Raw genomic sequence first — 25,773 nt, forward strand, 5'->3', positions numbered from 1 at the left:
CGGGATGACGCGTTGCAAGTCCCCTGTTGGCGTCGCCAGCGACGGCATGCCCTGCAGATTGCCGTCCGACGCCCCTTGCGAGGCAGGTCATCCGGGAATTTTTACGCTGTCCGGGCTCTACCTTTGATCATCACTGAGCACCGAGCTTGAATACCTTCGCCTCACGCCTCATCGCTTGGCAACGCACCCACGGCCGCCACAACCTGCCCTGGCAGGCGCAGGATGCCTACCGCGTCTGGCTGTCCGAGATCATGCTGCAACAGACCCAGGTCGCTACCGTCATCCCTTATTACCAGCGCTTCGTTGCATCCTTCCCCGACATCGCCGCACTCGCGGCAGCGACAGAAGACGAGGTGCTCGCCCACTGGAGCGGTCTCGGCTACTACGCCCGCGGACGCAACCTGCATAAAGCCGCACAGATCATCGTGGACCAACATGGCGGAGAATTTCCGCGCGAGTTCGAGCAGATCGTCGAACTGCCCGGCATCGGGCGCTCGACTGCCGCCGCCGTGTGCGCGCTGGCCTGGCACCAACGCCGTGCGATCCTCGATGGCAACGTCAAGCGCGTGCTGGCGCGCTATTGTGGTATCGAGGGTTGGGCGGGCGAGAAGAAAGTGGAAGAGAAGTTGTGGCAACAGGCTGAAGCGCTGCTGCCGGAAGGCGAAGTCGCCACCTATACCCAAGCCCTGATGGATATGGGGGCCACCATTTGTACACTTAGCAAACCCAAATGTGTGTTGTGTCCGGTGCAGGCGGATTGCGTCGCGTTGCGGACCGAGCGCATAGCCGAACTTCCTTCACCGCGTCCGCGCAAAGCAGTGCCGGAGCGGCATGCGGTCTTCCTGTTGCTGACGCACGGCAACGATATCCTGCTGGAGAAACGTCCGGGCAGCGGCATCTGGGGCGGGCTCTGGTGTCCTCCGCAGTTTGATGACGAGGATACGGCGAGAAATTGGTTCTTGCGCAATGGCATGGAGGCGAGTGAAGGAGAGAAGTTGGAAGAGTTCACGCATACCTTTACGCATTTCAGGCTGCATATCACGCCGTTGAAGGTTCAGCTTGCACGCAAGCCGTTGCGGGTGGAGCAGGTGGGGAGAGTTTGGCTGGATGTGGAGGAGGCACTGAGGGCGGCGATTCCTACGCCGGTGAGGGCGATGTTGAATAAGGTTGTCCGTGGTGAGTCTCAGTGACCGTTCGTCCTGAGTAGGCGCAGCCGTATCGAAGGATGGGCGAAGCCCGCTGATTTTAGAGCCGTTCGTGCTGAGCTTGTCGAAGCATGAATGTTCCGAAAACCAACACCGTCGGGGTGAGAGCATTTGACCTGCATTTAATATAATCAGCACCTTACAACACCAGCACTGTTTAATAGGGAGCTACAGGAAGTAGTAAGTTACGTTAACCTAGTTTCGATTAGCTACATAACGGGGTACACGTTTGAATCTCTTCCAAGAGCACCAATTATAGGAAAAGAATCAAAATCAGTTTGTCTTTAAAGCTTCAACACTCGCAAAACCCCGTTTAACGCCCATATTATTTTTCAATTGGGCTGTAGCATCCAAGAATCGATTTAAAACCCGATTGCAGAATGGCGTTTTGTACACTACGAGTTGTGATGGCCACTGTCGGGTGTAATCTAAACTGCAGACGCTTGCTTTAGTTGAGTCGGTGTGTAGGCAGTCAACCTAAGCGGAAGCTCGGGCTGGGCACCCCGACCGTCTCCTCCTCGGCCATTGCTGCCGGTGGCGTTCAGACTGACCTATGACTGGTATGTGTGTGCGAAGCGGTCAGTCGAGATTGAAAATTACTACCGTCCTCATCAGTCGGCAACCGACCCCTTGCGGACCGTCAAGAGAATTTCAATGAAGGCACACTTCTCAGCCATTGCGGACGGTCGCAGGTAATCTGATTCGGTGAGCTTCGAGTGTTCGCTTACCGGAAGTTTCGACAGACTACAGTAGCTTTGCAAAAGCTCTGCTAACTGAACCGGTTGACAAGGATTCCAACGTGATGCGATCCGCTAGCAGCTACCGGGTCAAGCTGCTATCCATCGTGACTCTTCAGAATGATTTCAGAGCGGAAGACCTCGCCGACGCGCATTGTCGCAAATGGTCCGTCTGACTCCACCACACTCCTACCAATAAGCCGTGTCCACGACGCGTGTTCTTCGTCGGCAAGTTCCTCAATGGTCGGCCTTCGCTCAAGTTCCTCCAATGCGTCGCGGTTGACTCCTTGTCTAATGATGACCATCTTAACTGGACTTCCGTTCACCATGATCCCACGTGGAAGTTCAATCGCGATCTCCCGGCCTCGGAACTTTCCGTCGAACAAATTACTGTGTTCGACGTCGTCGCGAAGTTCGCTCCGTGATCTCTTGTCCCGCTCCTCCACCATTTGTTTGCGTGCACTCTCTGCCCTACGCGATGTTTCACGCTTCTCATCAGGTCGGCGTCCGAACGGAGAAGCAACTGTCTCGGCAGTCACTTCAAAACCCGCCATTCGGAGAGCTTTGGACATTACTCCGCGATTGATTGCATCGTCAGCGTACATAAGTTGATTGGCACTAATTTCAAATGGATCCTCCGGCTCGGGATCGACGATCTTGAGAACGCTTCCTGTTCCGCCTTCAACGTCAATGCTCAGGCCACATACTAATCGTTGCCCAGTATGGCCGGGTGGGAAGCTGATCGCGCATTTTTGAGCAACCCCACCCGTGGGCGGTGGCCCCTTAATGCCAAGCTGCTTCTCGCCAAACTCCGAACCCGATTGAGTACCTTTGCATTCGATAACGTGCCACCGTCCTGCCGTATCTCGTGCCACGAAATCGGGCGTCTTGTTCGGTCCGCGTTTCGCGGTTCGCCGTTGAGTTGCGCCAACTGAGGCCGCAATCTTTTGCATGAAGTACCTTCCATCGACAATATGCTCCAGCGAGAGCTTTCCGCATAACCAAAGGACAGGCACACCCATGCCAAAGTCGTCACTTAGAATGGTTTTTTGATGGGCATCGAGTTCCGCAAAACTATGGGTGAGGCTCAAATTATCCTCATGCGAAATAGCAGCAAGATATCTTACCCATGCCCAAAATTCGCTCAACGAGACGCCCGTTGACGACGTCGGAGTTGTTAAGTATCCGATCATCATCAACATCGCCGGTATATTCAAGTCGTAAGAGCTTTGACCACTCGTGAAAGATTTGGGGAACAGTGGACGTACGCCGGGTCCAGGCCAAGTTGTTTTATCAATGACTACTCTAAGCTTTCGGTCCATTTTTGATATTCAGTTCTCTCTGTCCTTCAATAGACGTAACCAGCCAGCGCTTCAAATTTGGCTACTGAGTTGTCAGTCAGCTGAGCATTCGCGAGATGACCTCATTGGAATTCTATTGATAGATGTTCTCTGCATTGTCCGCTTCACGCCCGGAGTCAGTCCGGCATACTGCTTTAAATCGATAGACCCGGCAACTACAAAGAATATATAGACCTGTATCTAGACCACAGCATGCTAGTGATAATAGTTGCATTGCTAATTACTATGATATACATTGCCTCCATGTTTGATCATTGCCTGTACTTTAATACTGCGTCACTAGCCCGCCAGCTCGAAAGTGAGTGGGCCCAGGCGTTTAAACCTTTCGACTTGACGCCACCTCAGGCATTTTTGCTCCGAGCTGTATTGGATCGGCCTGGTTTAACGCAATGCGAATTTGCCGATGCAATGACAATTTCCAGGCCGACAGCGACCCGGGCACTGGACGGTCTTAAGGAAAAGGGATTGATCGAACGCCGAAGCACCGAACGTGACGGGCGTGAACAGGCCATCTATCCAACGGCACCTGCAATCGCCATGCATGCGTCACTGAATGAAGCGAGCGTTCAAGTCAGTAAGCGGCTTAAGAAATTGTTGGGACCGGACGTTTTTGCTGACACAGTAACCAAGATTCGGGATGTGCGCTCCGCCCTTAAGTGAGTATTTTTTTGCTGCATATGGTTGCATAGCTAACTACAGGAGTAAAAATCATGCAGATTGCAGTAGGAAATGTGGTGATTGAGCTAGCAGAAGGAAGGAAGATCGCTTTTAGAGGCGCGCGCGATGTCCATCTGGAATGTACAGAAGGCAGAATCTGGCTCACAGTCGAAGGACTGGCAGATGACTTCTTGTTAGCCAAGGGAGAACGGCTACGCATCCTCAGCAATGGACTGACTCTCATACAAGGTATGCCATCCGGGTCAGCCCTCCTGGTCAGTGAGGAACCGAAGACAATCCATGAAGGAAATCGATTTGTTTGGTTTTCCCGCCTTTTTCGGCCCATATGGTTGCATAGCTAATTAACTAGAAAGGAAATAATATGCCTATCCTGAACGTCAAAGTCAGTGCGAAGAAAACAACGGATCTTACCCAGTCCATCTCCGGCATCCTGTCGGAATTAACGGCGCGGATCTTGCACAAAAAGCCGGAAGTTACATCCATCGCTATTGAATACGTCGACCCGGATGACTGGATTATTGGTGGAAAGTCGCTGTCTGAACTAGGCAAACATAGCATCTATTTCGATATCAAGATCACTGACGAGACCAATACCAAAGCGGAAAAGGCTCAATATATGTGAACTTTCGGCGTTAGGGAGCCATTTCATTTCCGGCATTAAGGAGCCAGTAGATTGTCGGCATAAAGGCGCCACTTTATTTCCGGCGTAATGGCGCCACAGGATTTCCGGCGTTAAGGCGCCACTTTGAACCCTGATCAGGGGCTCGAACTTTCATTAAGCAACTAGACTTCCGGCATTTTGCCGGGAGAGGTTGTGACTAAACGGAGGTTCGAGATGTATCAGTACCGAAATGTTTTGGTGCGCATGCGCCAAGGCGATTCTGATCGGGATATTGCCCGGTCCAAAACGATGGGACGCAAAAAACTCGCACAGGTTCGCGAGATCGCCAGCGAACGTGGCTGGCTTGCCCCCGAGTTTCCTTTGCCCGATGACGGAGTGCTGTCCACGCTGTTTGAGCGCAGGGAGGCATTGCCTGTCAGCTGTATTTCAACGCTGGAACCCTGGCGTGATCAGATCACCAAGTGGCATGCGGCCGGTATTCAGGGCACCACCATCCACGCCACGCTGGTGCGCAATCACGGTTTTACCGGCAGTTATTCCTCGATGTATCGCTTTCTGGGGCAACTCGTTTCCCTGCAGCAGCCGGATGTTCCGCTACGCCTGACGTTCAAGCCTGGCGAAGCGGTTCAGGTTGATTTCGGTGCTGGTCCGCTCATCACCGATGTGTACACCGGCGAGATCTTCAAGACCTGGTTCTTCGTGATGACCTTGTGCTGGTCGCGTCACCAGTATGCCGAGTTTGTCCGCGACCAGACCGTGGCGACATGGCTGGGCTGCCATCGGCGTGCGTTTGAGTCGTTCTCGGGCGTACCCTCACGCGTCATCATCGACAATGCCAAGTGCGCCATCACCAAAGCCTGCGTCTATGAGCCGGATGTGCAACGGGCGTATGCCGAATGTGCGGAAGGATATGCGTTCAAAATCGATCCTTGTCCTCCACGGGATCCACAAAAAAAAGGAATCGTTGAGGCAGGCGTCAAATATATCAAGGGCAGTTTCCTGCCGCTGCGCGAATTCCGCGATCTGGATGACGCCAACCGCCAGTTGCAGGCGTGGGTGATGAACGAGGCGGGCAACCGCATTCACGGCACGACCCGCGAAGCCCCTCTCAAACGCTTCGCCGAGGTGGAGAAAAGCCTGCTCAATGCTTTGCCCAGCGTTCCACCTGAGTTGGCCAGCTGGGCCAAGGTCAAAGTCCACCGTGACGCGCACGTCCAATACGAGACCAACCACTATTCGGTGCCGTTCCGGCTGATCGGATGCGACCTGTGGTTGAAGGCGACCGGCACCATGGTGACGCTGTACCGCGAACACGAAGCGGTTGCCAGCCATGTGCGACTGACGGGGAAAGGGCTGCGCGACACCGTGACCGACCATATGCCGCCCGAAGCGCAGGCGTGGCAAATGCAGGACACACAGTGGTGTTTGAAATCGGCCTTGCAGATTGGTCCGGCCTGCCATGCCATGGTGCATGCCATGTTCGGCGACCATGTCTTGATCAAGATGCGTGCTGTACAGGGCGTGCTGCGGCTCAAACAGAAATACGGCGCAGCCAGATTGGAAGCGGCCTGCCAGCGCGCCAACCATTACGGCACGCCGGGCTACAAGGTGGTCAAGATCATTCTTGAGAAGGGACTGGATCAGCTCGCGCCGCTGGCAGCCTTCGACGCACTGGCCACCACATACACCCAAGGCGGCCGATTCTGCCGCGATACCCAAACCATTCTTCAATGAGGACTACCATCATGCATCCAATTCCCGAACTGACACCCCTGCTCAAACAACTGCGCCTGTCCGGCATTCTGGACTCACTCGAGGCCCGCAACCGCGAAGCCATCGACCGCAAGCTGGCCTACACCGATTTCCTCAGCTTGCTGATTCATGACGAAGTCGCCCGGCGGGAGCAAAAGAAACTGGATATGCGACTACGACGTGCAAGCTTCCGTAACCAAAAAACACTGGAAGGATTCGATTTCGACCGACTTCCCAATCTGAACCGCTCGGCAGTCCATGATCTGGCGACTTGCCGTTTCATTGAAGAGAAAGTCGCCGTATTGATTGTGGGTCCGTGCGGCACCGGCAAAAGTCACCTGGCGCAGTCGCTGGGTCATGCGGCTGCACGCCAGGGCTATGACGTGCTGTTCATCACGCAAACCCAGCTCCTGAGCAGCTTGCGCGCAGCTCAGGCGACTGGCAATTATGCGCGGCGATTTAAATCCCTGGTCAAAGTGCCCCTGCTGATCATTGACGATTTCGGACTCAAACCCTTGCGTTCGCCTGAAGATGAAGACTTCCATGACTTGATCGCCGAACGCTACGAGCGTGCCGCCACCATTCTGACCAGCAATCTCGACTTTGATGAATGGGGTGAAGCATTCGCCGCAAATAAAATGATCGGCGCAGCGACGCTGGACCGATTGCGCCACGGTGCGTATCGCGTGGTGCTGGATGGAGAGAGTTACCGCGACCCGAAGCCAATGCCGGAAAGGTCAAAAACGCCGACAGGGAAAGGAGGCAAACCTACTCAAGCCTGAAACAGCTACACCAGCAGCAAAACAGAGTGAAAATGCGATTGCAAAAACAGCTCATTTCACGCATTCTTTACCCCCAGTTTGAGCCCCTGATTTGGCACTTCAAAGTGGCGCCATTACGGCGGAAATCAGTGGCGCCTTAATGCCGAAAAGTGACAATATATACGCGAGTCGTTCGATGCATTCAGTAGGTTGCTTGGCGACCTTCATGAAGTGAGTTACATCTATGTCGAAGATGTACGTGCAACGTCATACGGATATGGTGGAGAGACACAGGAATACCGATATCATAACCCGGTCAGATAATCCGAGTGCCTATCGTCGCGTAGCCTGATTGGAAGACACACCTGAATGACGGCTCTGAAGGATGGGGGAGGACGCTGATCTACCTCGTCCATGTCATTTCTTGATGGTCAGGAGTGACTTCTGGATTACTTCCAACGCCGACAGAGCTGCATCCGGCGTCTGATCGTACTGCGCTCGGATAATTGCTCCGTCTACCGCTAAGGCCAAAGCCTGCGCATCCTGCTTTCGGTGCCGAGAATTTGGCAGTAAATTTGCAATGACATTTGTCATTTCTTCCTTATGACGTCGCGTGATCTCTGCGACTTCAGGTAGGATCGTGCCCAACTCCCCAACGCTGTTGATGAAGGCGCAACCGCGAAAGCTCTGATCAGTAAACCACTCGGCCAAGGCAGGAGAGAGCGCCTTAATTCCACCACCGTAACGTTGCAGTGCATCGATGAACCATGCCATCCAGCACAAGTGTCGATACTCCAAGAACTCAAGAATGAGGATATTTTTGCTCGGAAAATGGCGATAGAAGGTGACTTTTGCGACACCTGATTCTGCAATGACACGGTCAATTCCGGTCGCACGGATTCCTTCTCGATAGAAGAGATCGTGCGCCGTCAGCAGGATGCGTTCACGAGCGCTGGGAATCTGTAAATTAGGGATATTGATAGCTTGCATGAGTTGATTGTAGACAAGTCTGTCTACAATGTATAGACTTGTCGATGTGGACAGACTTGTCTACATAACAATTACTGCGGAGCTAATTATGGAAGCCAAGCCACCCCTCCCACCATTTACACAAGAAACCGCCGCCCAAAAAGTACGTTTGGCCGAAGATGCCTGGAACACCCGCGATCCGGATCGTGTTGTGCTTGTCTACACTGACGACACACGCTGGCGTAATCGTGCAGAATTTCCTGTCGGACGCGAACAAGTTCGTCAGTTTCTCGTGCGCAAGTGGGCGAAGGAACTGGACTATCGTTTAATCAAAGAGTTGTGGGCCTGTTCCGGTAATCGAATCGCCGTACGATTTGCCTATGAGTATCACGACAACACCGGTCAGTGGTTTCGTGCCTATGGCAACGAAAACTGGGAATTCAACGACCAAGGTTTCATGATGCGTCGCTACGCCAGCATCAATGATCTTGCAATCAAGGAGTCAGAGCGCAAATATTTCTGGCCTCTTGGTCGCCGCCCAGAAGATCATCCTGGATTGAGTGACTTGGAATTGTGAATGCTTTACCTGGTTGAGTGTATCCCCTCATTGATCCATGTCTGCTATACGTTAGAGACATACATTCGTAATCTGAGCTCCCCGGAAGTGAATATCAATTAAATCTACATGGGAAATCTATGACAAAGGGATATTGGGTAATTCGTGTAGATGTAACTAAGCCTGAACGATTTAAAGCTTATGCAGAAGCCAACGGTTCAGCGCTAAAGAAATACGGAGCAAAATTCTTGGCGAGAGCGGGTAATTTCGAGAATCCAGAAGGTAATACTCGGTCTCGCAATACTATAGTCGAATTTCCTTCGTACAAAGCCGCAGTCGATTGTTGGCACTCTCCTGAATATCAAGAGGCCATAAAACTTCGCCTAGATGCGGCTGCTATGGATCTTGTTATCCTTGAAGGATATGAAGGTCCACAACCATCTTGAATTCACGTAAGCATTAAGTCCGCTATCGGGTGTGGACATCCCTGTGGCCTGAACAGATAGCCTTTTCAGCAATCCACCATAGTTCGCCGAGGAATGATTATTCGGAATTTTTTCCGATAGAGGACGTTATCTCCCCCAAGTACTTCTCTACGCGCCGCGAAACTCTTTGCGATAGGCTGAAGGTTTAATGCTGAATGCTTGCCCGAAACAACGGCGGAATATCGCTGGCGAAGCAAACCCAGCCGTTTCTGCAATTATCTCGATTGACGTGTCGGTCGTTTCAAGCATGCGTTGCGAAAAGGCCAAACGCTGGTTCAGCAACCATTCCCCAACGGTTGTTCCTGTCATCTGGCGAAACCGGCGCGTAAAAGTTCGGCGGCTCATCAATGCCCGTTCTGCTAGATCGTCCAAGGTATGCGCAGCATCCAGATTTTGCGACATCCAATCCATCAGTAGAGAAAGACGATCCGGCGTAACCGAGCTGAATATGGGTTGTTCGATGAATTGAGCCTGCCCTCCCTGCCGAAATGGGGAAACGACCATGCGTCGTGCAATGTGATTTGCGACTTCGGCGCCGTGCTCCGTACGCAGCAAATGCAGACAGCAGTCTATGGCTGTGGCACATCCGGCAGAAGTAACGATGTCCCCCTCATCCACATACAAAACATCAGGCTTTACATCGATGAGCGGATAACGCTCTGCCAATTCAGCCGCACATTTCCAATGGGTGGTTGCCTTGCGACCGTCCAGCAGTCCTGCCGCAGCCAGCACAAATGAGCCGAGACAAAAGCTGACGATTTTGGCGCCGTGCTGATGAGCTTTGCGCAACGCATCGATCAACGCTTTTGGCGGTAACTCAGCGGTGTCGTGCCAGCTCGGTACGATGACCGTTCCTGCGTCTTTGAGAGCTGCGAAACTGTGTGTGGCATGGATCGCGTAACCGGCGTTGGTCTGTATGGGAGAGTGATCAGCCGCGCACACCTTAAGCTTAAAATCGGGCACCTTACTGTTATTGGCGTCAGGGCGAAAAATGATGCACGGCACTGACAAGTGAAATGGACTGATGCCATTGAAAGCGATGACAGCGTACGAATCCGAATTTCTTGCAGGTTTTTTCATAATGGCCCGATTGTATCTGAAAATGGCATTCAGGCCACTTATGTCAAAAGGCAAAGCCGGAAATACTTCGCCCACTTCGTTTTGATCAACCCGTAAGGAGACCGCTATGCCACGCCGTGCTTTGATTGTTATCGATGTCCAGAATGATTACGCTGGCGGAGAGCTGCCGATTGAATTTCCCGAGGTGCAAGATTCATTGCGCAATATCGAGACAGTAATGGATGCGGCTCGCGCTGCTGCGATGCCGGTGGTGGTCGTGCAGAATACCCTGCCCCCCAATGCTCCATTCATGGCCGAAGGCTCTGCAGGAGTAGCGTTGCATGAGATCGTTGCTTCGCGTCCTTATGACCATTATGTTTCTAAGAAACTCCCCAGTGCTTTTGCGGGGACTAACCTGGAAGCATGGCTACGCCAGCACACCATCGATACCGTCACGGTGATCGGCTACATGACCCACAACTGCGATCTATCGACCATGCTGCATGCCTTCCATAGTGGTTTCGAGGTGGAATTCATAAGCGATGCCTCCGGTTCGGTGCCGTATGAGAATCGTGCCGGTCGGGCAACGGCGGAGGAAATACATCGGGTGATGAGCGTGGTGCTGCAATCGCGCTTTGCGGCGGTCATGTCAACTGCCGAATGGGTCGAGATGTTGCAACAGGGTACCAAGCCGGAACGGGATTCGATCTACCGGTCTAACCGCCGCGCTCGCGGCCTGGCAGTAGCTGTATGAATCAATTCAAAGCGAATGACAAGATTCAATTGCGTGCTTTCGCGGAGCAAGATGAGATCACCATCGAAAACTGGCCGGCCTATCCAGCGGAGTTTGCCGATCTGGACTATGCGTTGCGGCAAGATGGCTGGCTCGGTGAGTTCCGTGACCAGCCGAATACACAGATTTATGTCGCAGAGCAGTCAGGTGAATTGATCGCATTCACTATCCTTTCCCCGACCGCACAAGGCGAGGCTGAATTTCGCGTTGCTTTGCGTGAGGACAAAACTGGTCAGGGATTGGGCCGAACCATCATCGCCAGGACTTTGTCGATAGGGTTCGATGAAATCGGACTGCAACGTGTTCATCTCATCGTTCGCAAAAACAACCCGAGAGCGATTGGGTTGTACCAGCGGCTAAATTTCTCCCACTGTGGTGAATGCCAAATGCTTATCAACAATAAGCTGACTGATTTCCTGAAGATGGAACTGTTGCGCAAAGACTATTTCAGACCAATCACCAAAGGGGCGCATCACATCGGTCTAACAGTTTCAAGACTGGAAGAAAGTGCAGATTTTTTTGTTTCCTTGCTAGGCTGGAAAATAGTACGCAGAAATGAGGACTATCCGGCCATCTATGTCAGCGATGGCAAGATGATGGTTACTCTGTGGGCAACCAAAGAAGAACCGTCAATCCAATTCGATAAAGATAAAAATGTCGGACTGCACCATGTTGCATTTCAGGTTGAAAATGAATGTGACTTAAGCGGCGTTTATAACCGACTAGTAAAGGGTGGCGTAAAAATCGAGTTTTCACCGGAGATGATGGGAAACGGGCCTACGCGACACATGATGTGTTATGAGCCTAGTGGTATCCGAATAGAGTTCATTTGGCCAGGTCGATAAATGCGCAACACATGAATAGCATCTAAGCGCTTAACTCACAATAATGTAGCAGAACAAAATAGTTTCCTTCAAATAACTTACAGAAAGGGGTCGTCATGTTATTAGATCGTCGTGAATTTCTCGGATTGGTAACCGCAGGTGTTGTAACAGGGCTTATGGCTTCAACATCTTTAGCTCATGCCACCACAAACTCAAAAATCAAAGCTATTGCTTTCGATGCCTTTCCGATTTTTGATCCACGACCGGTCTTTGTACTTGCGGAGCAGCTCTTTCCGGGTAGGGGCACTGAACTCAGCAACGCATGGCGTACTAGGCAATTCGAGTACCAGTGGTTACATGCCTTATCCGGCCACTATGCTGATTTCTGGCAGGCAACGGAAGAAGCTTTAGAATATTCATGCGAAATATTGAAGATTGATCTGACACCAGATAAACGAAAACAGCTGATGGGTTCATATCTTGCGCTCAAGGCGTGGCCAGATGTCACCCCAGCCCTTCAGTCACTAAAAAATGACGGTGTCCGACTAGCGATCCTGTCCAACGCAACAACGAAGATACTCGACGCTGGTATCAAGAACTCCCAATTTGAGGGCGTCTTTGAGCATGTGCTTAGTACCGACAAGATAAAAACATATAAACCTGATCCGCGTGCTTACCAGATGGCGATAGATGCGTTTAATCTGAAACGTGAGGAAATTCTCTTCGTTGCTTTTGCTGGATGGGATGCGTCTGGCGCAAAGTCATTCGGCTACCCCACTTTCTGGGTCAATCGTCTTAATATGCCCGAAAAAAAGCTTGGCTCTGTCCCTGATTCAGTAGGGAAAAACTTAATTGATTTGGTGGGCTTCGTAAAAGCTTCAAGTTGAAATAGTTAGGTAGCGCGTAGCAACATAGAACCAACATAAAATATTGTGTTTCCTTATAATTAGATTTTAGAGTCGTTATGTTGCATTAGTCAAAGGAGAGCGATGGTAATTGACCTTGAAGGCGTAGTTTCGGCGAATTGGCAAAACCTTCCCGCGAAGGAAATCTTGCCGGGGATTCGTAAGCGCATCCTCTGGCAGGGCACGAACGGCGCCAAAGCCCAAATTCTCGAAATCGACCCGGGATCCAAGTTCACGACGCTCGATACCCACTCTCCTGGCCCTGAAGAAGTCTACGTGGTATCTGGCGTGTTTAACGACGGTGTCCACGATTATCCGGCAGGTACTTTCATTCATAATCCTGTTGGCTCAGCGCACATTCCTCAGTCAGAGCAGGGCTGCGTAATCTTCGTGTTCTTCCCCGAGGGGTGAGCCCATACGACATAACCCATCTATCACCCAGCCCTATAGCTGCGCAGTTGGGTTATCTCCGTGCTGTGCGCTTCAGCGGCCGGATATTTCAAGCGTTAGCCATCTCCAGTGAGAACTCGAATGAAATTAGAATTTACGCAAGCAACGCCTGACAAAGCAAAAATTATCGGTTCAATGGTCGTCCAGCTTACACAGGAAATCTGTGAGCGTACTAATGCAAAACATTTCGATATTGATTTGGAAAGTACAGTTCAGAGGTGTGAAGAATTGTTATCGGCAGGCCACTATGCGGCTATTATTGGCTGGGCAGATAATATCCCCGTTGCTGTTTCGACAATCGCTGAGACTTACGCTCTATATGCCGGCGGAAAGATTGGAGTAATACAGGAGTTTTATGTTATTCCTGAGTTTCGCTCTTCAGGTGTCGGGGCAGTGCTGATAGAGCAGGTTCGAAGTTATGGACAAAAGCGTGCTTGGTCGTGTATCGAATTATGTACACCACCACTGCCTGAGTTTGATCGGACAATAAGTTTTTATCAGAATAATGGCCTCGTTCCTGTCGGTGGTCGAAAAATGAGACAAAATTTGGATATAAATCGCTAACTATTGTATTGCCGCCAGGAGGTCCTCCTCGCATATCCGCGAAAGCGAATGACCGGTTGAGACCGCCGTTAAAAGTGGTAGTTTGTAAATTTTGAAAGCGGACCTTTCCGCAGGCTGAGCCGATCGCCTTTTTAGCAAACTGTCACAGTCCCGATAAGGCCGAAAACCGGGCACTCCCCGAGTTGTGCGTGACCGTCTGTTGATGGCACCGACCAGCCTTTCACCACTCCATACTCACCGCCCTAAAGCCAACAGTGGCGATTCAGTTAAACAGCTCGCCGTATAGCGGTCGTTAGCCAAGTAGCACTACCGACCCGTTCCAGTCAGTCGAGACTCCCCAAAGCAGACTCTCTTGACTAACGGTTAGGCGTGGTCATTCTGCGAAAAGCGCCTCTAATAGCGAAAGCCTTGCCTTTGCTCTCGGCATTTCTAATTCAATTACTTCATCCCTAAGGCTTCGCAGGTATGCTGAGGCTGAAAACACGTGTATCTCATCGCCATCAAGTTGTTTTACGCTATATGGTTCGCCTTCTTCATCGACAATGTACGCCCAGAAGCAAATTAGTTTCTTTACTTCTTTGGAGGAATACTCTTCTGGCTTTAACATCGGAATTAATACTTTCGCAATTTCCAAGGGCAACCCGGCAGTTTCTTCGAAGTAGTGTTTCCATCGCTTCGTAGCGAAAGCTTTGAGCTCATTAGCGAGCGCATTTGAGGCAAGGTTGTACCCGCTTAAAGAATGCCCAGACCAGTTCTTGACCTCAACCTGAAAAAGAGTCGAATTGCTAAATAGCCACGCATCAAGCCTTTTGCCTTTTTTCTTGCCTTGGTTGCATTGATAGCTGCAGATATTGCTGTCAATGTTTTGGGCTTTCCAGTAATGGCGAAGCAACGCAATGATGAGGTCTTCGCCAATGAGACCCGTTATAGCCGATACATGCGAACCACGTCCGATAATCTCAGGTGTCCATGACTTTGGTTCATCATAGAACTTGATGAGAGATTCGCGCCGAAATTTCATATTTGTATCAAGCCTTCGAGTTGAATACTGCGGCTTCCAGCACCTCTTTGCTGTCTGCCACAACTGCGTTGTGTGAGAGGTCGCAGATTATGCAATTTGCAGCCTCAACCATCTCTTTGGGCCATGTGCCACGTCGAATCTGAACGCATGTATCCTGCATCTCTAGATCATCTGGAAGCCTTTCAGTCGCGCCTTTCTCCTTACGTGCGAATTCTGGATGACCAAGATATAGGAGATAATACTTGTTAATTGGAAAGAGCACGATTGTCCCATATAGACCAAGGCCCGGTTCAGCGGGAGGCTTGAAGCCTTGATTAATGAGAGTAATCGGAGAGTCACTGGTGATGAAGGATGACCCCTCGTCCACTCTGATTAGGTGCCACCTCATTCTAGACAGGTATGGGCTAGACTGGCCGTGCATCCACTTCAAGAAGTCGAGACGAAAATAGTTTTCATCCTCAAGTCCAGATGCAATAAGCTCTTCGCTCGTGAAGGTTTTCTTTGAATAGGAATTCAGCAAATCCGCTTGTCGAGGAACCCGCAATCTTTGCAGGTCAATGTAGGCGATGATGTCCTCCATATCACCGCTATCGAGTGCATCCGGTGAATCAATCAGCTTTTGGAGAGCACTCAACCCTTTTGGCTCAATGCTAGACCCAAAGGATTTTTCGAGGATATTCTTGTCCTCTCCCTCGGGCAGCCAACCTTGACGATAGTAACCGTCCTTCCACATAATATTTTTAGGTATATTCCTGAACCAACGATTATGGCTCTTGAGATAGACGTGAAGAACGCCACTTTGGTCAGCAAAGCCTCGTAGATAAGCAGCTTGAACGTAGTGGTGATTTCTTGGCTCATTTGTTGTGACCATCATGCACCTACAATTCCATTACGGTAATGCCAAAATCAGTATCGCCGGGAACTGCTCTGACAAACCTCTTACATCCGCTGTGTTCCCTTGCAAGCTTTGTAACAAGGTCTATATCCTCTTTAGGTGTCTGCAAGCCAAAGCAAACCTGCTCAAGGAATCCATGAGGGATGTCCAATGCACCATGTGTAGGCCGAATGATTCGAGCCTCCTTTTCATATTCCCAAGGCTTGTTCTTGGAAGTAAGGTATGTTCTTATCAGTCCAGTTACAAAGTCATCACCTTCACTCGGCTGAACGTCAGAGTTCACCAGCCAGTCTGTCAAGACATTTGTTCCATATTGCACCCTATCCACTCCGATTATTTTCTTCGGGTCGTCAAGGAAAGCCTCAGGAAATCGGTACAGCAAGCACACCCCCTTGTGCGAATCGGCATAATGCGACCACAGTAGCGGCTCGTCAAAGCTTCCTTCCAACAAAGAGAATGAGCAGACTCCGATTTCGTGGAACTGCCCTGAAAACATTTCCAGTAGGATCCCGGAATTCAAAGCTGCCAGAAGACTGTTTCGACGCATTCCTGTAGCTACTTCTGCGGCACGTTGGAAGCTCTTGCGTATGTCCAAGCGGCAGTCGAACGGGTCATTTACTTTGTCTGGTGTTGGAAAATATAAGCTCGGCTTGACCAGTGACTCAATCAGGTACTTGTTGACTGGCTTAAACTTGAAGTATAGATAATCATCACTCATCACCGCCCCCTGCTGGCTACCGCCTTTCCATCAATCAATAATGAATAGCGATCATGCAAGAACACCCCGATAGTGACGATAAGAATCAACCACCATATCTGTTTAAATGCTTTGGAGAAATCCATAGGTGATCTCAGAATATATAACGTTCAAATTGAGGGACGCGCCGCAGGCGCGTCCCAGCGACCGAAGGGAGCGAACTTGAGCGTAGGGCAATGCATGCTTTTCACTACGGTTTACCCGGGAGTTCCTCGGTGTACTCGCAAAGCATCCTGAAGGAACGCCCAAGTCCACGAGTGGGATTCGATTCCGTGTTCCGTTGCCACGGTAACCTCAAATGTCGAACCATCTTCACTTCGCTTACCCTTGGCTCGAATGGATGGGGAATCAGTAGGTCGTTCCGATCGCACGAGGATGTTGAGCTCTTCGCCAGGCTTTGCGTACTCGATCCTTGTGCAATTTGAGGTGTTCCGAAAGTCAATGACGTGTACAGGATCAGAATGAGCAGTCATTAGGAGTCTCCAAGTGTTGAGATGAGCGATGGGCAAGCATAACGCCAAGCTAACGGGCCGCTTTTGAGCGGAGCCAAAGGCGGCGCGGAAAAACAGTCCCGTTGACTGCCTGGTTATGCTTCAAGGCTGCTCGCTCTTTGCAACAGAAATTAGTTTTGGCAGGCATTCCTCCAGTACCTTCCTCATTTCACTTGCGTGCACAAAGCGCCATTCAGCCATTTCTTTTTCAGAGTTTAAGTCCGGCTTACTCTCATCGTCGATTTGGAACATAATCCTGTGGATTCTACCGTTGGCGTCTTTCAATATGTCATGAAAGCTCTCTGAAAAAATCAGAGCACCTGTCGCACTGTATTTTGCTAAATTTCTCAGCGAAGCATCCACGTCACCTTCACGGCCAATGGTGGGCTCGCAGCAGTGTGATGCGCGCAACTGTTCTGACCAGTGAATAATTTCTTCTATTGATTCGATGACTTCTTTATAGGCGGCCCTTCGCTCATCCCAAACCTTCTCTTTCTTAAACTTTTTCAGCGCAAGCGATGAAGCAACATAAGCCGATATCAGGCCAACAATTATCGGTGTAAACCACTTAAAAAATTCGGCTGCGTTCAACGGTGGCTCCTGAAAACATAACAGTTATTCACCAGACCCACCGGTCTGTACTATTGAAATTAGTGTGGAAAGCATATTTTCGATAACCAATTGATTCATTTAAGCCCATCGAAATTTTTGTTCCTCATATGCATAATAGTACGGGCAGGAACGAATGTCTCCTACTGGCACGCAGCAGTACTCAATGTTGCCATAATGCTCGCCAGGAAGCGGCCGCTTGAGCATCTAAAATTCAGCGCTATTGTTACGAGACCAACTTTGAGCAGGTCCTTGAATGGGTCACATCTGCCTAAACAGGTGCGCATAACTTCTGCTAACCGCTACCTTTTCCGGTCTGTCACGCAAGCTAAGTTTAACCTTACCCGTCAAATCATGATGAGCAAGGACGACTTGGCGTGCGTTCACCACTGTGCCGCGGTGAACCTGCCAAAATTGATCTGTGTCCAGCTGTACCAGCAACTCCTTGAGCGGCGTACGCAGTAAAAGCTCGGCATCGCGTGTCAGGACACTCGTGTATTTGTCGGCAGACTGGAAATAGCACACCTCTTCCAAGGGGACCATACGGACCGTTTGCCCCACCTGTATCCGCAGCCAACGCAAATATTCTGATTTGGTTGGCGTCGCCAATAGGTGTTGCAACCGAGCCAGCACAGCGTCAGGTTCAATCTCGCTACGTTGCTTCAGGCGATCGACACAGCGAGCCAGCCGCTCATCTGAGACTGGTTTCAATAGATAGTCAACCGCAGCATGCTCGAAGGCTTGCACGGCATGGTCATCAAACGCCGTGACAAATACTAGTCTGCAATTCGAATTTGCCGAGCGCGCAACATCCAAGCCGCTCTGTCCTGGCATTCGAATGTCGAGAAACGCCATGTCGGGTTTGGATTCTTTCAGGATCTCGGCAGCGGCAACGCCGTCATGCACCACGGCGACGATCTGCAAGTCTGGCCATAGGGATGCCAATCGGCGACGTAGGTCCTCTGCAAGGTGTGGTTCGTCGTCTGCTATAACGGCTTTCATGCGGGAAACTCCAGGGTTGCGGTCACCCCGTATCCACTTCTGGTTTCCAGCCTCAGCTTACCGGCATCACCAAACAGCGCTTCCAGCCTCGCGCTGACGTTTGACAGGCCCGCCCCACTTGCATGGTTGTTTGTAAAGCCCACACCGGTATCGCTAACTTTAATATGCAACGAAGCGTCTTGAATCCGCGCATGGATGCCAATTTCACCGCCACCAATCTTGGGTTCGATCCCGTGACGCACGGCATTTTCCACCAACGGCTGTAGCAGCATCGGTGGAAAGGCCGTCTCTCGGGCATCTTCAGTCACGTCTATTCTCCATATCAGGCGGTCACCGAAGCGGACTTTTAGTATTTGCAGATAGTTTTCTAGCATGTCCAGCTCGTCGCCCAAGGTTGCGACATCGCTCCTGGCCCGGGCCAATGCAACTCGCAGCCATTCGTTAAGGCGCTCAAGCAATTTCTTGGCGACTGTTGGATCGCTATCGATCAGACTGCTAACATTCGCCAGAGTATTGAACAGGAAGTGCGGTTCTATCTGTGCCTGAAGCAACTTAAGATGAGCCTCGATCTCACGCTTCTCACTTTCCGCTTTGAAGTGCTTGCGCTGTTCGATCTCGAATCCGATTCGCTCCCCGAGCAGCAGCGTGATTGCGCCAATAAGCCCGAAGAATAAGCCTATTACCATGGTGTTCCATGCGTTCTGGTTGTGCCAGCTGCCGACACCGCTGGTCGCAAATGACAGTGTCATGCCGAGCGCAACCGCAGCCGGCATCGTGATGCATAGCGCTACCCAGCGCATAAGGCCGGGCCGCACGACAAAAATGGTCAAGGCGATACTTGATAGGACTGATAGTCCAATGCATTGCGAATAGATGAACTCGAACCAGAATGGCCCAAGGTACATACTCAGCACCCCGGCAATCGCGGTGTTGAATGTGAAAATGGAGGCCAAGTAGATCAGAGCATTTTTCATCGAGCAATTATCTGCGGGTATTCACGGCTCGGCAATATTCAAATTCATTGTGCACCCCAATCTTAATGCACCGCAGCCCTCGAATCATGACACTGAAAAGGACAGTTATTCACGAGCGGCGGCGCGCTATAGCCGCCAAAGCAACCAACAGAAATCCGGAGGCAACCACTGCGGGCCAGTCTCCCAAAAAAGTGTAAAGCGTCTTGACGTGCTGTGTGGGCACCGTGCCGATCAGGATACCCTCATTGCCCTCCCAGGCTCCCAGGCTGGCACGTACCCTGCCATACTGATCAAACATCATGGACGTGCCATCGCGAACTACGCGCACCACCGCCATGCCCCCTTCAATGGCGCGCGCACGAACCATAAGGGTATGGTAGGGATCGATGCCGCGCCAATCACCTCCAGGAACCATCACCACGCCCGCGCCACCTTGCGCATGTGCGCGCGCAAGGGCAGGAAAATCATAGTCGTAGCAGATCGCTCCCGCAGCGCGGCCCCAGGGGCGTTGCAGTACACGGATCGGCGCATCCCCCTTCAATGTAGGCTCGGTAGGCACCGGGTGATGTTTTCGGTATACCTCAACAATTTCACCGTCAGGACCGAACCATTCATATTTGTCGTCGATGAGTAGCGGTGACTCTTGCAGCAGAACGCCGTATGCCATGACGAAATCAATTCCACTGTGGCGTGCAAGTTCCTTACCGCGCTCTATCAGTTTGGCTTCCCCATCTGGCTTGACCAAAGTAGCCACTTCATTCCATGCAACGATCTGTGCTCCGCGTAGCGCCGCAACCTCGCTCCGTGCGAACAAATCGTCGGTGTTGGCTGAGAGTCTCTCAGAGCTCGGCGTGCCTTGGCCGAGACCTAGATGAGTGATGACTCCGCCCACCCGGATAGTCGGACCAAGATCCAGATTGTCCAAGCGAACGGAGCCCCATCCAAGCGCGGCAATCAAAACGACTGACATAAAGGCGTAATGGCTCCAATACGCTTTAGGTGTCGGCGAATCGACTACCAGAAAAATGTTGCCGGCCACCAACGCCATCAATGCACCAATCAGTGAAAGCCCGCCTAGCGATGCCAGTTGTAACAATGGCAAATTGTCGAGCTGCGAATTCGCCGACGTTGGCCATGCTCCAGAATAGCTAAACGCAAAGGCGAACCAGTCACCGATTGTCATGAGCGCAACGTAACTGTACAAGCCCCAGACTTTACCCAAGCGCCGGCATATCCAGACCCACATCATTAGCAGAAGCCACAAGGATACCGCCGCTGGGATGCTGAACATGAGCGCCATGGGAGCGGACAACGGCGCAGTAATAATTTTGAGCACTTGCAGCGCACACGCCACATTCAATGTCAGGAATAGAAGCACAGCTCCGCGCCAGCCGTATAGCCGCTGCACGGCGACCAGAAAAGGAACAGGAGCGACCCAGCCGAGCAGGGCAATATTCCAGCGATTACCCGCAAGCCCGGTCAACACGATGCCAAGCATTAGCCAAACCCACGTCGGCACTTGCGCTCCGAGACTGCTGCCTGCTTCTTGCGCAGCCTTCGCCGGAGATCTGTCCGAATCAATGAATGTGGAGATCGCGCGACTGATCATGTACATAACAAGAATCCCCTTCTGTTAATTGCTTCGTACTTCTGTGACGGAGCGAGCTAACGGCGCGGATTCCTTTTCGACCTGCGTACCAGACAATTTGGATCGCGGTACCGGAAGCTCTGGTCGTTCAACCAGCCAGTTATCGCCATCAGGCATAGTTTTTGGAAAACTTAGTACTGCGTAACCCGAACCTCTACCGTTACCACTTCCCGTTACCGCGTGACTCCAGTATCCACCAATCTGCCCGCGGCCCAGATCTAAGGACTCCACCGCGAAGTTGAAAGTAGCGCTCATATTGCCCACCATCATCCAGTTACAGTACCGTGGCTTGAAATCCATGTAAATTTCATCAGGAGTGTGAACCGAAAGTATCACGGTCGTAGTCTCACAAGACACTGGTGTCCAAAGAAAAGTAAGTGGCATGTTCGCCTTCAAACTAATTTTCCCTGTTTGGTTGCCGATCGCGGTCTCACTAAATACAATATGTTCCGCACAGCCACTACCGGGAATAAGTCCTCCTAAAACAAACTGACATATTCCAACGCTTTTGCAAGCGTGGGTCTTAGGGTCCGACTCGCAAATTTTCACCTGTTTGTCCTCATTCGCCTTAAGGAGCTTTTGGAATCCGGTGAGTAACTGGCCAGCGGTGTACTTGTGAATTGTCGAATTGCAATCCTCAGTGTCACAGATATGGACTTCCTTCACAGCATGTTGCTGCGGTATCGCCGTACAACCAGTGATCAAAAAAGCCGCTGCCGAGGCAACCAAAAACAACCCACGATGCGTACCCATAATGTTCCTTCAATGATAAGTCGACACTACCATAATCCTTAAACAGCAAATTCTTTTAGCTCCCTCAGAAAGCCCATCCCAAAAAGACTCCGCCTCCCACATGAGTATTTGTACTAGTTTGTTGATTTAGATAATCGCTAACATTGCTACTCTCTGCGGGAGAAATGTTTTTGTCGATACTATTTTGTGTCAAATGATTAATCCCAGCGACGGCGGCAATATTCAATCCAGTATGCCAAATCCATTGGTAACCTAGCCAAACGCCGGTATCAATGAAAGTGACATTTGCACTAGATCCAGATGCCGACTTTAATTCACTTTTTTCCACTCCAATTAACGCCTCCACAAAGAATCCATTGCTAAATACACCATACGGAGAATATCTCCATGGGATAAGAATCCGATTAAACTTATTCGTCACTTGGCTATTCATTTTCATGTCCCCTCCAAAAAAACGAGATGGACGAGAAGGTCGATCTGTACAGTGCGCTGGCATTACGCCTAAAGTGCTATGTTCAGTCAGGGCGACATCAATTCTAAATTGATTACAACCTGTTGCCGGATCAGGAGCAACAGATAGGTTGACTGAGTCTCCTGCGAAACATATAGATGTTTGAAATAATAAAAATGAGCAACTAATTATGCATTTAACGATTTTCATGAATCAACCACCTTTCACTATTTGCGCCAATCAAAAGCCATCTTGATATACGCCAATTGAATCACTCCAATATTTAGGTAACAGTCTCTCCCACGCCGCTCCCCTGTCGAGTTCCCAATAGAAGAAACTACTTCGGCGAGTTTGTGTGTAAGCAGCAATCGGCCAATTGCAGAGCGGCACCATAAGCAGCAGCTTTGGAACAGGGAAGCGATATGCGACGAAACGCTAAAAAAGAGGAGCCAACTGCTCTGTTATAGTCTCCTTCTGTCACTTTTCGGCATTAAGGCGCCACTGATTTCCGCCGTAATGGCGCCACTTTGAAGTGCCAAATCAGGGGCTCAAACTGGGGGTAAAGAATGCGTGAAATGAGCTGTTTTTGCAATCGCATTTTCACTCTGTTTTGCTGCTGGTGTAGCTGTTTCAGGCTTGAGTAGGTTTGCCTCCTTTCCCTGTCGGCGTTTTTGACCTTTCCGGCATTGGCTTCGGGTCGCGGTAACTCTCTCCATCCAGCACCACGCGATACGCACCGTGGCGCAATCGGTCCAGCGTCGCTGCGCCGATCATTTTATTTGCGGCGAATGCTTCACCCCATTCATCAAAGTCGAGATTGCTGGTCAGAATGGTGGCGGCACGCTCGTAGCGTTCGGCGATCAAGTCATGGAAGTCTTCATCTTCAGGCGAACGCAAGGGTTTGAGTCCGAAATCGTCAATGATCAGCAGGGGCACTTTGACCAGGGATTTAAATCGCCGCGCATAATTGCCAGTCGCCTGAGCTGCGCGCAAGCTGCTCAGGAGCTGGGTTTGCGTGATGAACAGCACGTCATAGCCCTGGCGTGCAGCCGCATGACCCAGCGACTGCGCCAGGTGACTTTTGCCGGTGCCGCACGGACCCACAATCAATACGGCGACTTTCTCTTCAATGAAACGGCAAGTCGCCAGATCATGGACTGCCGAGCGGTTCAGATTGGGAAGTCGGTCGAAATCGAATCCTTCCAGTGTTTTTTGGTTACGGAAGCTTGCACGTCGTAGTCGCATATCCAGTTTCTTTTGCTCCCGCCGGGCGACTTCGTCATGAATCAGCAAGCTGAGGAAATCGGTGTAGGCCAGCTTGCGGTCGATGGCTTCGCGGTTGCGGGCCTCGAGTGAGTCCAGAATGCCGGACAGGCGCAGTTGTTTGAGCAGGGGTGTCAGTTCGGGAATTGGATGCATGATGGTAGTCCTCATTGAAGAATGGTTTGGGTATCGCGGCAGAATCGGCCGCCTTGGGTGTATGTGGTGGCCAGTGCGTCGAAGGCTGCCAGCGGCGCGAGCTGATCCAGTCCCTTCTCAAGAATGATCTTGACCACCTTGTAGCCCGGCGTGCCGTAATGGTTGGCGCGCTGGCAGGCCGCTTCCAATCTGGCTGCGCCGTATTTCTGTTTGAGCCGCAGCACGCCCTGTACAGCACGCATCTTGATCAAGACATGGTCGCCGAACATGGCATGCACCATGGCATGGCAGGCCGGACCAATCTGCAAGGCCGATTTCAAACACCACTGTGTGTCCTGCATTTGCCACGCCTGCGCTTCGGGCGGCATATGGTCGGTCACGGTGTCGCGCAGCCCTTTCCCCGTCAGTCGCACATGGCTGGCAACCGCTTCGTGTTCGCGGTACAGCGTCACCATGGTGCCGGTCGCCTTCAACCACAGGTCGCATCCGATCAGCCGGAACGGCACCGAATAGTGGTTGGTCTCGTATTGGACGTGCGCGTCACGGTGGACTTTGACCTTGGCCCAGCTGGCCAACTCAGGTGGAACGCTGGGCAAAGCATTGAGCAGGCTTTTCTCCACCTCGGCGAAGCGTTTGAGAGGGGCTTCGCGGGTCGTGCCGTGAATGCGGTTGCCCGCCTCGTTCATCACCCACGCCTGCAACTGGCGGTTGGCGTCATCCAGATCGCGGAATTCGCGCAGCGGCAGGAAACTGCCCTTGATATATTTGACGCCTGCCTCAACGATTCCTTTTTTTTGTGGATCCCGTGGAGGACAAGGATCGATTTTGAACGCATATCCTTCCGCACATTCGGCATACGCCCGTTGCACATCCGGCTCATAGACGCAGGCTTTGGTGATGGCGCACTTGGCATTGTCGATGATGACGCGTGAGGGTACGCCCGAGAACGACTCAAACGCACGCCGATGGCAGCCCAGCCATGTCGCCACGGTCTGGTCGCGGACAAACTCGGCATACTGGTGACGCGACCAGCACAAGGTCATCACGAAGAACCAGGTCTTGAAGATCTCGCCGGTGTACACATCGGTGATGAGCGGACCAGCACCGAAATCAACCTGAACCGCTTCGCCAGGCTTGAACGTCAGGCGTAGCGGAACATCCGGCTGCTGCAGGGAAACGAGTTGCCCCAGAAAGCGATACATCGAGGAATAACTGCCGGTAAAACCGTGATTGCGCACCAGCGTGGCGTGGATGGTGGTGCCCTGAATACCGGCCGCATGCCACTTGGTGATCTGATCACGCCAGGGTTCCAGCGTTGAAATACAGCTGACAGGCAATGCCTCCCTGCGCTCAAACAGCGTGGACAGCACTCCGTCATCGGGCAAAGGAAACTCGGGGGCAAGCCAGCCACGTTCGCTGGCGATCTCGCGAACCTGTGCGAGTTTTTTGCGTCCCATCGTTTTGGACCGGGCAATATCCCGATCAGAATCGCCTTGGCGCATGCGCACCAAAACATTTCGGTACTGATACATCTCGAACCTCCGTTTAGTCACAACCTCTCCCGGCAAAATGCCGGAAGTCTAGTTGCTTAATGAAAGTTCGAGCCCCTGATCAGGGTTCAAAGTGGCGCCTTAACGCCGGAAATCCTGTGGCGCCATTACGCCGGAAATAAAGTGGCGCCTTTATGCCGACAATCTACTGGCTCCTTAATGCCGGAAATGAAATGGCTCCCTAACGCCGAAAGTTCACACCTTCGGACAAGGCTCGTCTTGGAACTAAAGGAAGCCTGCTAATGAAAGTATCTCGCAAGCATTACTTGCTGTTCGTTATTTTGGGAAGAAGTGTGATTTCATAATATTGAATAGCAGACCTACCAGCAGGCTCAACCGAGGGCCTTTTCAGAAAATCGCCAGCGTTTCATTGGCCGAAAACCGGACACGCCCCGAGTTGTGGGTGACCGTCTGGAAATGGCACGAAGTGATCGGTCGATTTTTCAAAGCTGACGAAACTTGTATGGCAGCTTTACCACATA

The 25,773-nt window shown here is 51.4% G+C and carries 27 protein-coding genes; 13 read left to right on the forward strand and 14 right to left on the reverse strand.

The window, feature by feature from the left end; translation table 11 throughout:
• The first annotated feature begins 146 nt into the window (after positions 1-146).
• Positions 147-1,190 carry an A/G-specific adenine glycosylase gene (gene mutY, locus QOY30_RS01805; RefSeq protein WP_283742930.1) on the forward strand — a complete coding sequence of 348 codons (1,044 nt, stop codon included), beginning with the start codon at positions 147-149 and terminating at the stop codon, positions 1,188-1,190.
• Between the two features lie 850 nt (positions 1,191-2,040).
• Here the strand turns inward: mutY and QOY30_RS01810 are convergent.
• The gene (locus QOY30_RS01810) at positions 2,041-3,138 is read right to left on the reverse strand and encodes a hypothetical protein (protein ID WP_283742931.1); all 1,098 of its coding nucleotides are present in this window, start codon (positions 3,136-3,138) and stop codon (positions 2,041-2,043) included.
• Between the two features lie 390 nt (positions 3,139-3,528).
• Between QOY30_RS01810 and QOY30_RS01815 the strand changes: the two genes are divergently transcribed.
• From QOY30_RS01815 to istB (QOY30_RS01835), 5 genes are all read left to right on the forward strand, one after another.
• Positions 3,529-3,963 (forward strand): MarR family winged helix-turn-helix transcriptional regulator, encoded by a 435-nt coding sequence (locus QOY30_RS01815; protein WP_283742932.1) that lies wholly within the window; start codon positions 3,529-3,531, stop codon positions 3,961-3,963.
• Between the two features lie 50 nt (positions 3,964-4,013).
• Complete coding sequence (locus tag QOY30_RS01820) at positions 4,014-4,322, forward strand: DUF2917 domain-containing protein (RefSeq protein ID WP_283742933.1); 309 nt, start codon at positions 4,014-4,016, stop codon at positions 4,320-4,322.
• A gap of 20 nt (positions 4,323-4,342) precedes the next feature.
• Positions 4,343-4,603 (forward strand): tautomerase family protein, encoded by a 261-nt coding sequence (locus QOY30_RS01825; RefSeq protein WP_283742934.1) that lies wholly within the window; start codon positions 4,343-4,345, stop codon positions 4,601-4,603.
• Positions 4,604-4,816: 213 nt separating this feature from the next.
• Positions 4,817-6,337, forward strand: a complete 1,521-nt coding sequence (gene istA, locus QOY30_RS01830) for an IS21 family transposase (RefSeq protein ID WP_283742935.1) — start codon at positions 4,817-4,819, stop codon at positions 6,335-6,337.
• Between the two features lie 11 nt (positions 6,338-6,348).
• Positions 6,349-7,137 (forward strand): IS21-like element helper ATPase IstB, encoded by a 789-nt coding sequence (gene istB, locus QOY30_RS01835; protein ID WP_283742936.1) that lies wholly within the window; start codon positions 6,349-6,351, stop codon positions 7,135-7,137.
• A 396-nt stretch (positions 7,138-7,533) separates the two neighbouring features.
• On the opposite strand, the gene QOY30_RS01840 is transcribed toward istB (QOY30_RS01835), so the two are convergent.
• Positions 7,534-8,106: a TetR/AcrR family transcriptional regulator gene (locus tag QOY30_RS01840; RefSeq protein WP_283742937.1), complete on the reverse strand. Its 573-nt coding sequence runs from the start codon at positions 8,104-8,106 to the stop codon at positions 7,534-7,536.
• A gap of 88 nt (positions 8,107-8,194) precedes the next feature.
• On the opposite strand from QOY30_RS01840, the gene QOY30_RS01845 reads away from it, so the two are divergent.
• Positions 8,195-8,662, forward strand: a complete 468-nt coding sequence (locus QOY30_RS01845; protein WP_283742938.1) for a nuclear transport factor 2 family protein — start codon at positions 8,195-8,197, stop codon at positions 8,660-8,662.
• A gap of 119 nt (positions 8,663-8,781) precedes the next feature.
• Positions 8,782-9,087: a DUF1330 domain-containing protein gene (locus QOY30_RS01850; RefSeq protein ID WP_283742939.1), complete on the forward strand. Its 306-nt coding sequence runs from the start codon at positions 8,782-8,784 to the stop codon at positions 9,085-9,087.
• A gap of 147 nt (positions 9,088-9,234) precedes the next feature.
• On the opposite strand, the gene QOY30_RS01855 is transcribed toward QOY30_RS01850, so the two are convergent.
• On the reverse strand, positions 9,235-10,206 hold the full coding sequence (locus tag QOY30_RS01855) for a helix-turn-helix domain-containing protein (protein WP_283742940.1): 972 nt from the start codon (positions 10,204-10,206) through the stop codon (positions 9,235-9,237).
• 106 nt (positions 10,207-10,312) lie between these two features.
• Here QOY30_RS01855 and QOY30_RS01860 point away from each other — a divergent pair, with 106 nt between their 5' ends.
• The 5 genes from QOY30_RS01860 (at position 10,313) to QOY30_RS01880 (ending at position 13,721) form a co-directional block, all read left to right on the forward strand.
• The gene (locus tag QOY30_RS01860; protein ID WP_283742941.1) at positions 10,313-10,939 is read left to right on the forward strand and encodes a cysteine hydrolase family protein; all 627 of its coding nucleotides are present in this window, start codon (positions 10,313-10,315) and stop codon (positions 10,937-10,939) included.
• Complete coding sequence (locus QOY30_RS01865; RefSeq protein WP_283742942.1) at positions 10,936-11,823, forward strand: GNAT family N-acetyltransferase; 888 nt, start codon at positions 10,936-10,938, stop codon at positions 11,821-11,823. Before QOY30_RS01860 ends, QOY30_RS01865 begins: the two co-directional genes overlap by 4 nt.
• 95 nt (positions 11,824-11,918) lie before the next feature.
• Complete coding sequence (locus QOY30_RS01870; RefSeq protein ID WP_283742943.1) at positions 11,919-12,689, forward strand: haloacid dehalogenase type II; 771 nt, start codon at positions 11,919-11,921, stop codon at positions 12,687-12,689.
• 102 nt (positions 12,690-12,791) lie between these two features.
• Positions 12,792-13,118, forward strand: a complete 327-nt coding sequence (locus QOY30_RS01875; RefSeq protein WP_283742945.1) for a cupin domain-containing protein — start codon at positions 12,792-12,794, stop codon at positions 13,116-13,118.
• Positions 13,119-13,238: 120 nt separating this feature from the next.
• Positions 13,239-13,721 (forward strand): GNAT family N-acetyltransferase, encoded by a 483-nt coding sequence (locus QOY30_RS01880; RefSeq protein ID WP_283742946.1) that lies wholly within the window; start codon positions 13,239-13,241, stop codon positions 13,719-13,721.
• 373 nt (positions 13,722-14,094) lie between these two features.
• Here the strand turns inward: QOY30_RS01880 and QOY30_RS01885 are convergent, their stop codons facing one another.
• The 11 genes from QOY30_RS01885 to istA (QOY30_RS01935) all read right to left on the reverse strand — a co-directional run bounded on the left by QOY30_RS01885 (position 14,095) and on the right by istA (QOY30_RS01935) (position 25,273).
• Entirely contained in the window at positions 14,095-14,742 is a 648-nt protein-coding gene (locus QOY30_RS01885; RefSeq protein WP_283742947.1) for a hypothetical protein, read from the reverse strand.
• A gap of 7 nt (positions 14,743-14,749) precedes the next feature.
• On the reverse strand, positions 14,750-15,616 hold the full coding sequence (locus QOY30_RS01890) for a DUF4238 domain-containing protein (RefSeq protein ID WP_283742948.1): 867 nt from the start codon (positions 15,614-15,616) through the stop codon (positions 14,750-14,752).
• Positions 15,617-15,620: 4 nt separating this feature from the next.
• Complete coding sequence (locus QOY30_RS01895; protein ID WP_283742949.1) at positions 15,621-16,355, reverse strand: DUF2971 domain-containing protein; 735 nt, start codon at positions 16,353-16,355, stop codon at positions 15,621-15,623.
• A 632-nt stretch (positions 16,356-16,987) separates the two neighbouring features.
• The gene (locus QOY30_RS01900) at positions 16,988-17,476 is read right to left on the reverse strand and encodes a hypothetical protein (RefSeq protein WP_283742950.1); all 489 of its coding nucleotides are present in this window, start codon (positions 17,474-17,476) and stop codon (positions 16,988-16,990) included.
• A 279-nt stretch (positions 17,477-17,755) separates the two neighbouring features.
• Positions 17,756-18,496: a LytR/AlgR family response regulator transcription factor gene (locus tag QOY30_RS01905; RefSeq protein WP_283742951.1), complete on the reverse strand. Its 741-nt coding sequence runs from the start codon at positions 18,494-18,496 to the stop codon at positions 17,756-17,758.
• The gene (locus QOY30_RS01910) at positions 18,493-19,470 is read right to left on the reverse strand and encodes a sensor histidine kinase (protein WP_283742952.1); all 978 of its coding nucleotides are present in this window, start codon (positions 19,468-19,470) and stop codon (positions 18,493-18,495) included. Before QOY30_RS01910 ends, QOY30_RS01905 begins: the two co-directional genes overlap by 4 nt.
• Before the next feature lie 109 nt (positions 19,471-19,579).
• Complete coding sequence (locus QOY30_RS01915; RefSeq protein ID WP_283742953.1) at positions 19,580-21,085, reverse strand: nitrilase-related carbon-nitrogen hydrolase; 1,506 nt, start codon at positions 21,083-21,085, stop codon at positions 19,580-19,582.
• Positions 21,086-21,103: 18 nt separating this feature from the next.
• Positions 21,104-21,871: a hypothetical protein gene (locus QOY30_RS01920; protein ID WP_283742954.1), complete on the reverse strand. Its 768-nt coding sequence runs from the start codon at positions 21,869-21,871 to the stop codon at positions 21,104-21,106.
• Between the two features lie 64 nt (positions 21,872-21,935).
• A complete protein-coding gene (locus QOY30_RS01925) occupies positions 21,936-22,532 on the reverse strand; it encodes a hypothetical protein (protein ID WP_283742955.1) in 597 nt (198 codons plus the stop codon).
• Between the two features lie 420 nt (positions 22,533-22,952).
• Complete coding sequence (gene istB / locus QOY30_RS01930; protein ID WP_283742936.1) at positions 22,953-23,741, reverse strand: IS21-like element helper ATPase IstB; 789 nt, start codon at positions 23,739-23,741, stop codon at positions 22,953-22,955.
• 11 nt (positions 23,742-23,752) lie between these two features.
• Entirely contained in the window at positions 23,753-25,273 is a 1,521-nt protein-coding gene (gene istA / locus QOY30_RS01935; protein WP_283742935.1) for an IS21 family transposase, read from the reverse strand.
• Positions 25,274-25,773 lie beyond the last annotated feature (500 nt).

The organism is Sideroxydans sp. CL21 (genome assembly GCF_902459525.1).
GTDB lineage: Bacteria > Pseudomonadota > Gammaproteobacteria > Burkholderiales > Gallionellaceae > Sideroxyarcus.

Coding starts and splice junctions, on each gene's coding strand:
- istB (WP_283742936.1), bottom strand. CDS start 23,741: ATGCATCCAATTCCCGAACTGACACCCCTGCTCAAACAACTGCGCCTG.
- QOY30_RS01895 (WP_283742949.1), bottom strand. CDS start 16,355: ATGAGTGATGATTATCTATACTTCAAGTTTAAGCCAGTCAACAAGTAC.
- QOY30_RS01870 (WP_283742943.1), top strand. CDS start 11,919: ATGTTATTAGATCGTCGTGAATTTCTCGGATTGGTAACCGCAGGTGTT.
- QOY30_RS01910 (WP_283742952.1), bottom strand. CDS start 19,470: ATGAAAAATGCTCTGATCTACTTGGCCTCCATTTTCACATTCAACACC.
- QOY30_RS01915 (WP_283742953.1), bottom strand. CDS start 21,085: ATGTACATGATCAGTCGCGCGATCTCCACATTCATTGATTCGGACAGA.
- QOY30_RS01855 (WP_283742940.1), bottom strand. CDS start 10,206: ATGAAAAAACCTGCAAGAAATTCGGATTCGTACGCTGTCATCGCTTTC.
- istB (WP_283742936.1), top strand. CDS start 6,349: ATGCATCCAATTCCCGAACTGACACCCCTGCTCAAACAACTGCGCCTG.
- QOY30_RS01925 (WP_283742955.1), bottom strand. CDS start 22,532: ATGAAAATCGTTAAATGCATAATTAGTTGCTCATTTTTATTATTTCAA.
- QOY30_RS01860 (WP_283742941.1), top strand. CDS start 10,313: ATGCCACGCCGTGCTTTGATTGTTATCGATGTCCAGAATGATTACGCT.
- QOY30_RS01885 (WP_283742947.1), bottom strand. CDS start 14,742: ATGAAATTTCGGCGCGAATCTCTCATCAAGTTCTATGATGAACCAAAG.
- QOY30_RS01875 (WP_283742945.1), top strand. CDS start 12,792: ATGGTAATTGACCTTGAAGGCGTAGTTTCGGCGAATTGGCAAAACCTT.
- QOY30_RS01825 (WP_283742934.1), top strand. CDS start 4,343: ATGCCTATCCTGAACGTCAAAGTCAGTGCGAAGAAAACAACGGATCTT.
- QOY30_RS01905 (WP_283742951.1), bottom strand. CDS start 18,496: ATGAAAGCCGTTATAGCAGACGACGAACCACACCTTGCAGAGGACCTA.
- istA (WP_283742935.1), top strand. CDS start 4,817: ATGTATCAGTACCGAAATGTTTTGGTGCGCATGCGCCAAGGCGATTCT.
- QOY30_RS01920 (WP_283742954.1), bottom strand. CDS start 21,871: ATGGGTACGCATCGTGGGTTGTTTTTGGTTGCCTCGGCAGCGGCTTTT.
- QOY30_RS01840 (WP_283742937.1), bottom strand. CDS start 8,106: ATGCAAGCTATCAATATCCCTAATTTACAGATTCCCAGCGCTCGTGAA.
- QOY30_RS01815 (WP_283742932.1), top strand. CDS start 3,529: ATGATATACATTGCCTCCATGTTTGATCATTGCCTGTACTTTAATACT.
- QOY30_RS01865 (WP_283742942.1), top strand. CDS start 10,936: ATGAATCAATTCAAAGCGAATGACAAGATTCAATTGCGTGCTTTCGCG.
- QOY30_RS01845 (WP_283742938.1), top strand. CDS start 8,195: ATGGAAGCCAAGCCACCCCTCCCACCATTTACACAAGAAACCGCCGCC.
- QOY30_RS01820 (WP_283742933.1), top strand. CDS start 4,014: ATGCAGATTGCAGTAGGAAATGTGGTGATTGAGCTAGCAGAAGGAAGG.
- QOY30_RS01810 (WP_283742931.1), bottom strand. CDS start 3,138: ATGATGATCGGATACTTAACAACTCCGACGTCGTCAACGGGCGTCTCG.
- istA (WP_283742935.1), bottom strand. CDS start 25,273: ATGTATCAGTACCGAAATGTTTTGGTGCGCATGCGCCAAGGCGATTCT.
- QOY30_RS01850 (WP_283742939.1), top strand. CDS start 8,782: ATGACAAAGGGATATTGGGTAATTCGTGTAGATGTAACTAAGCCTGAA.
- QOY30_RS01890 (WP_283742948.1), bottom strand. CDS start 15,616: ATGATGGTCACAACAAATGAGCCAAGAAATCACCACTACGTTCAAGCT.
- QOY30_RS01880 (WP_283742946.1), top strand. CDS start 13,239: ATGAAATTAGAATTTACGCAAGCAACGCCTGACAAAGCAAAAATTATC.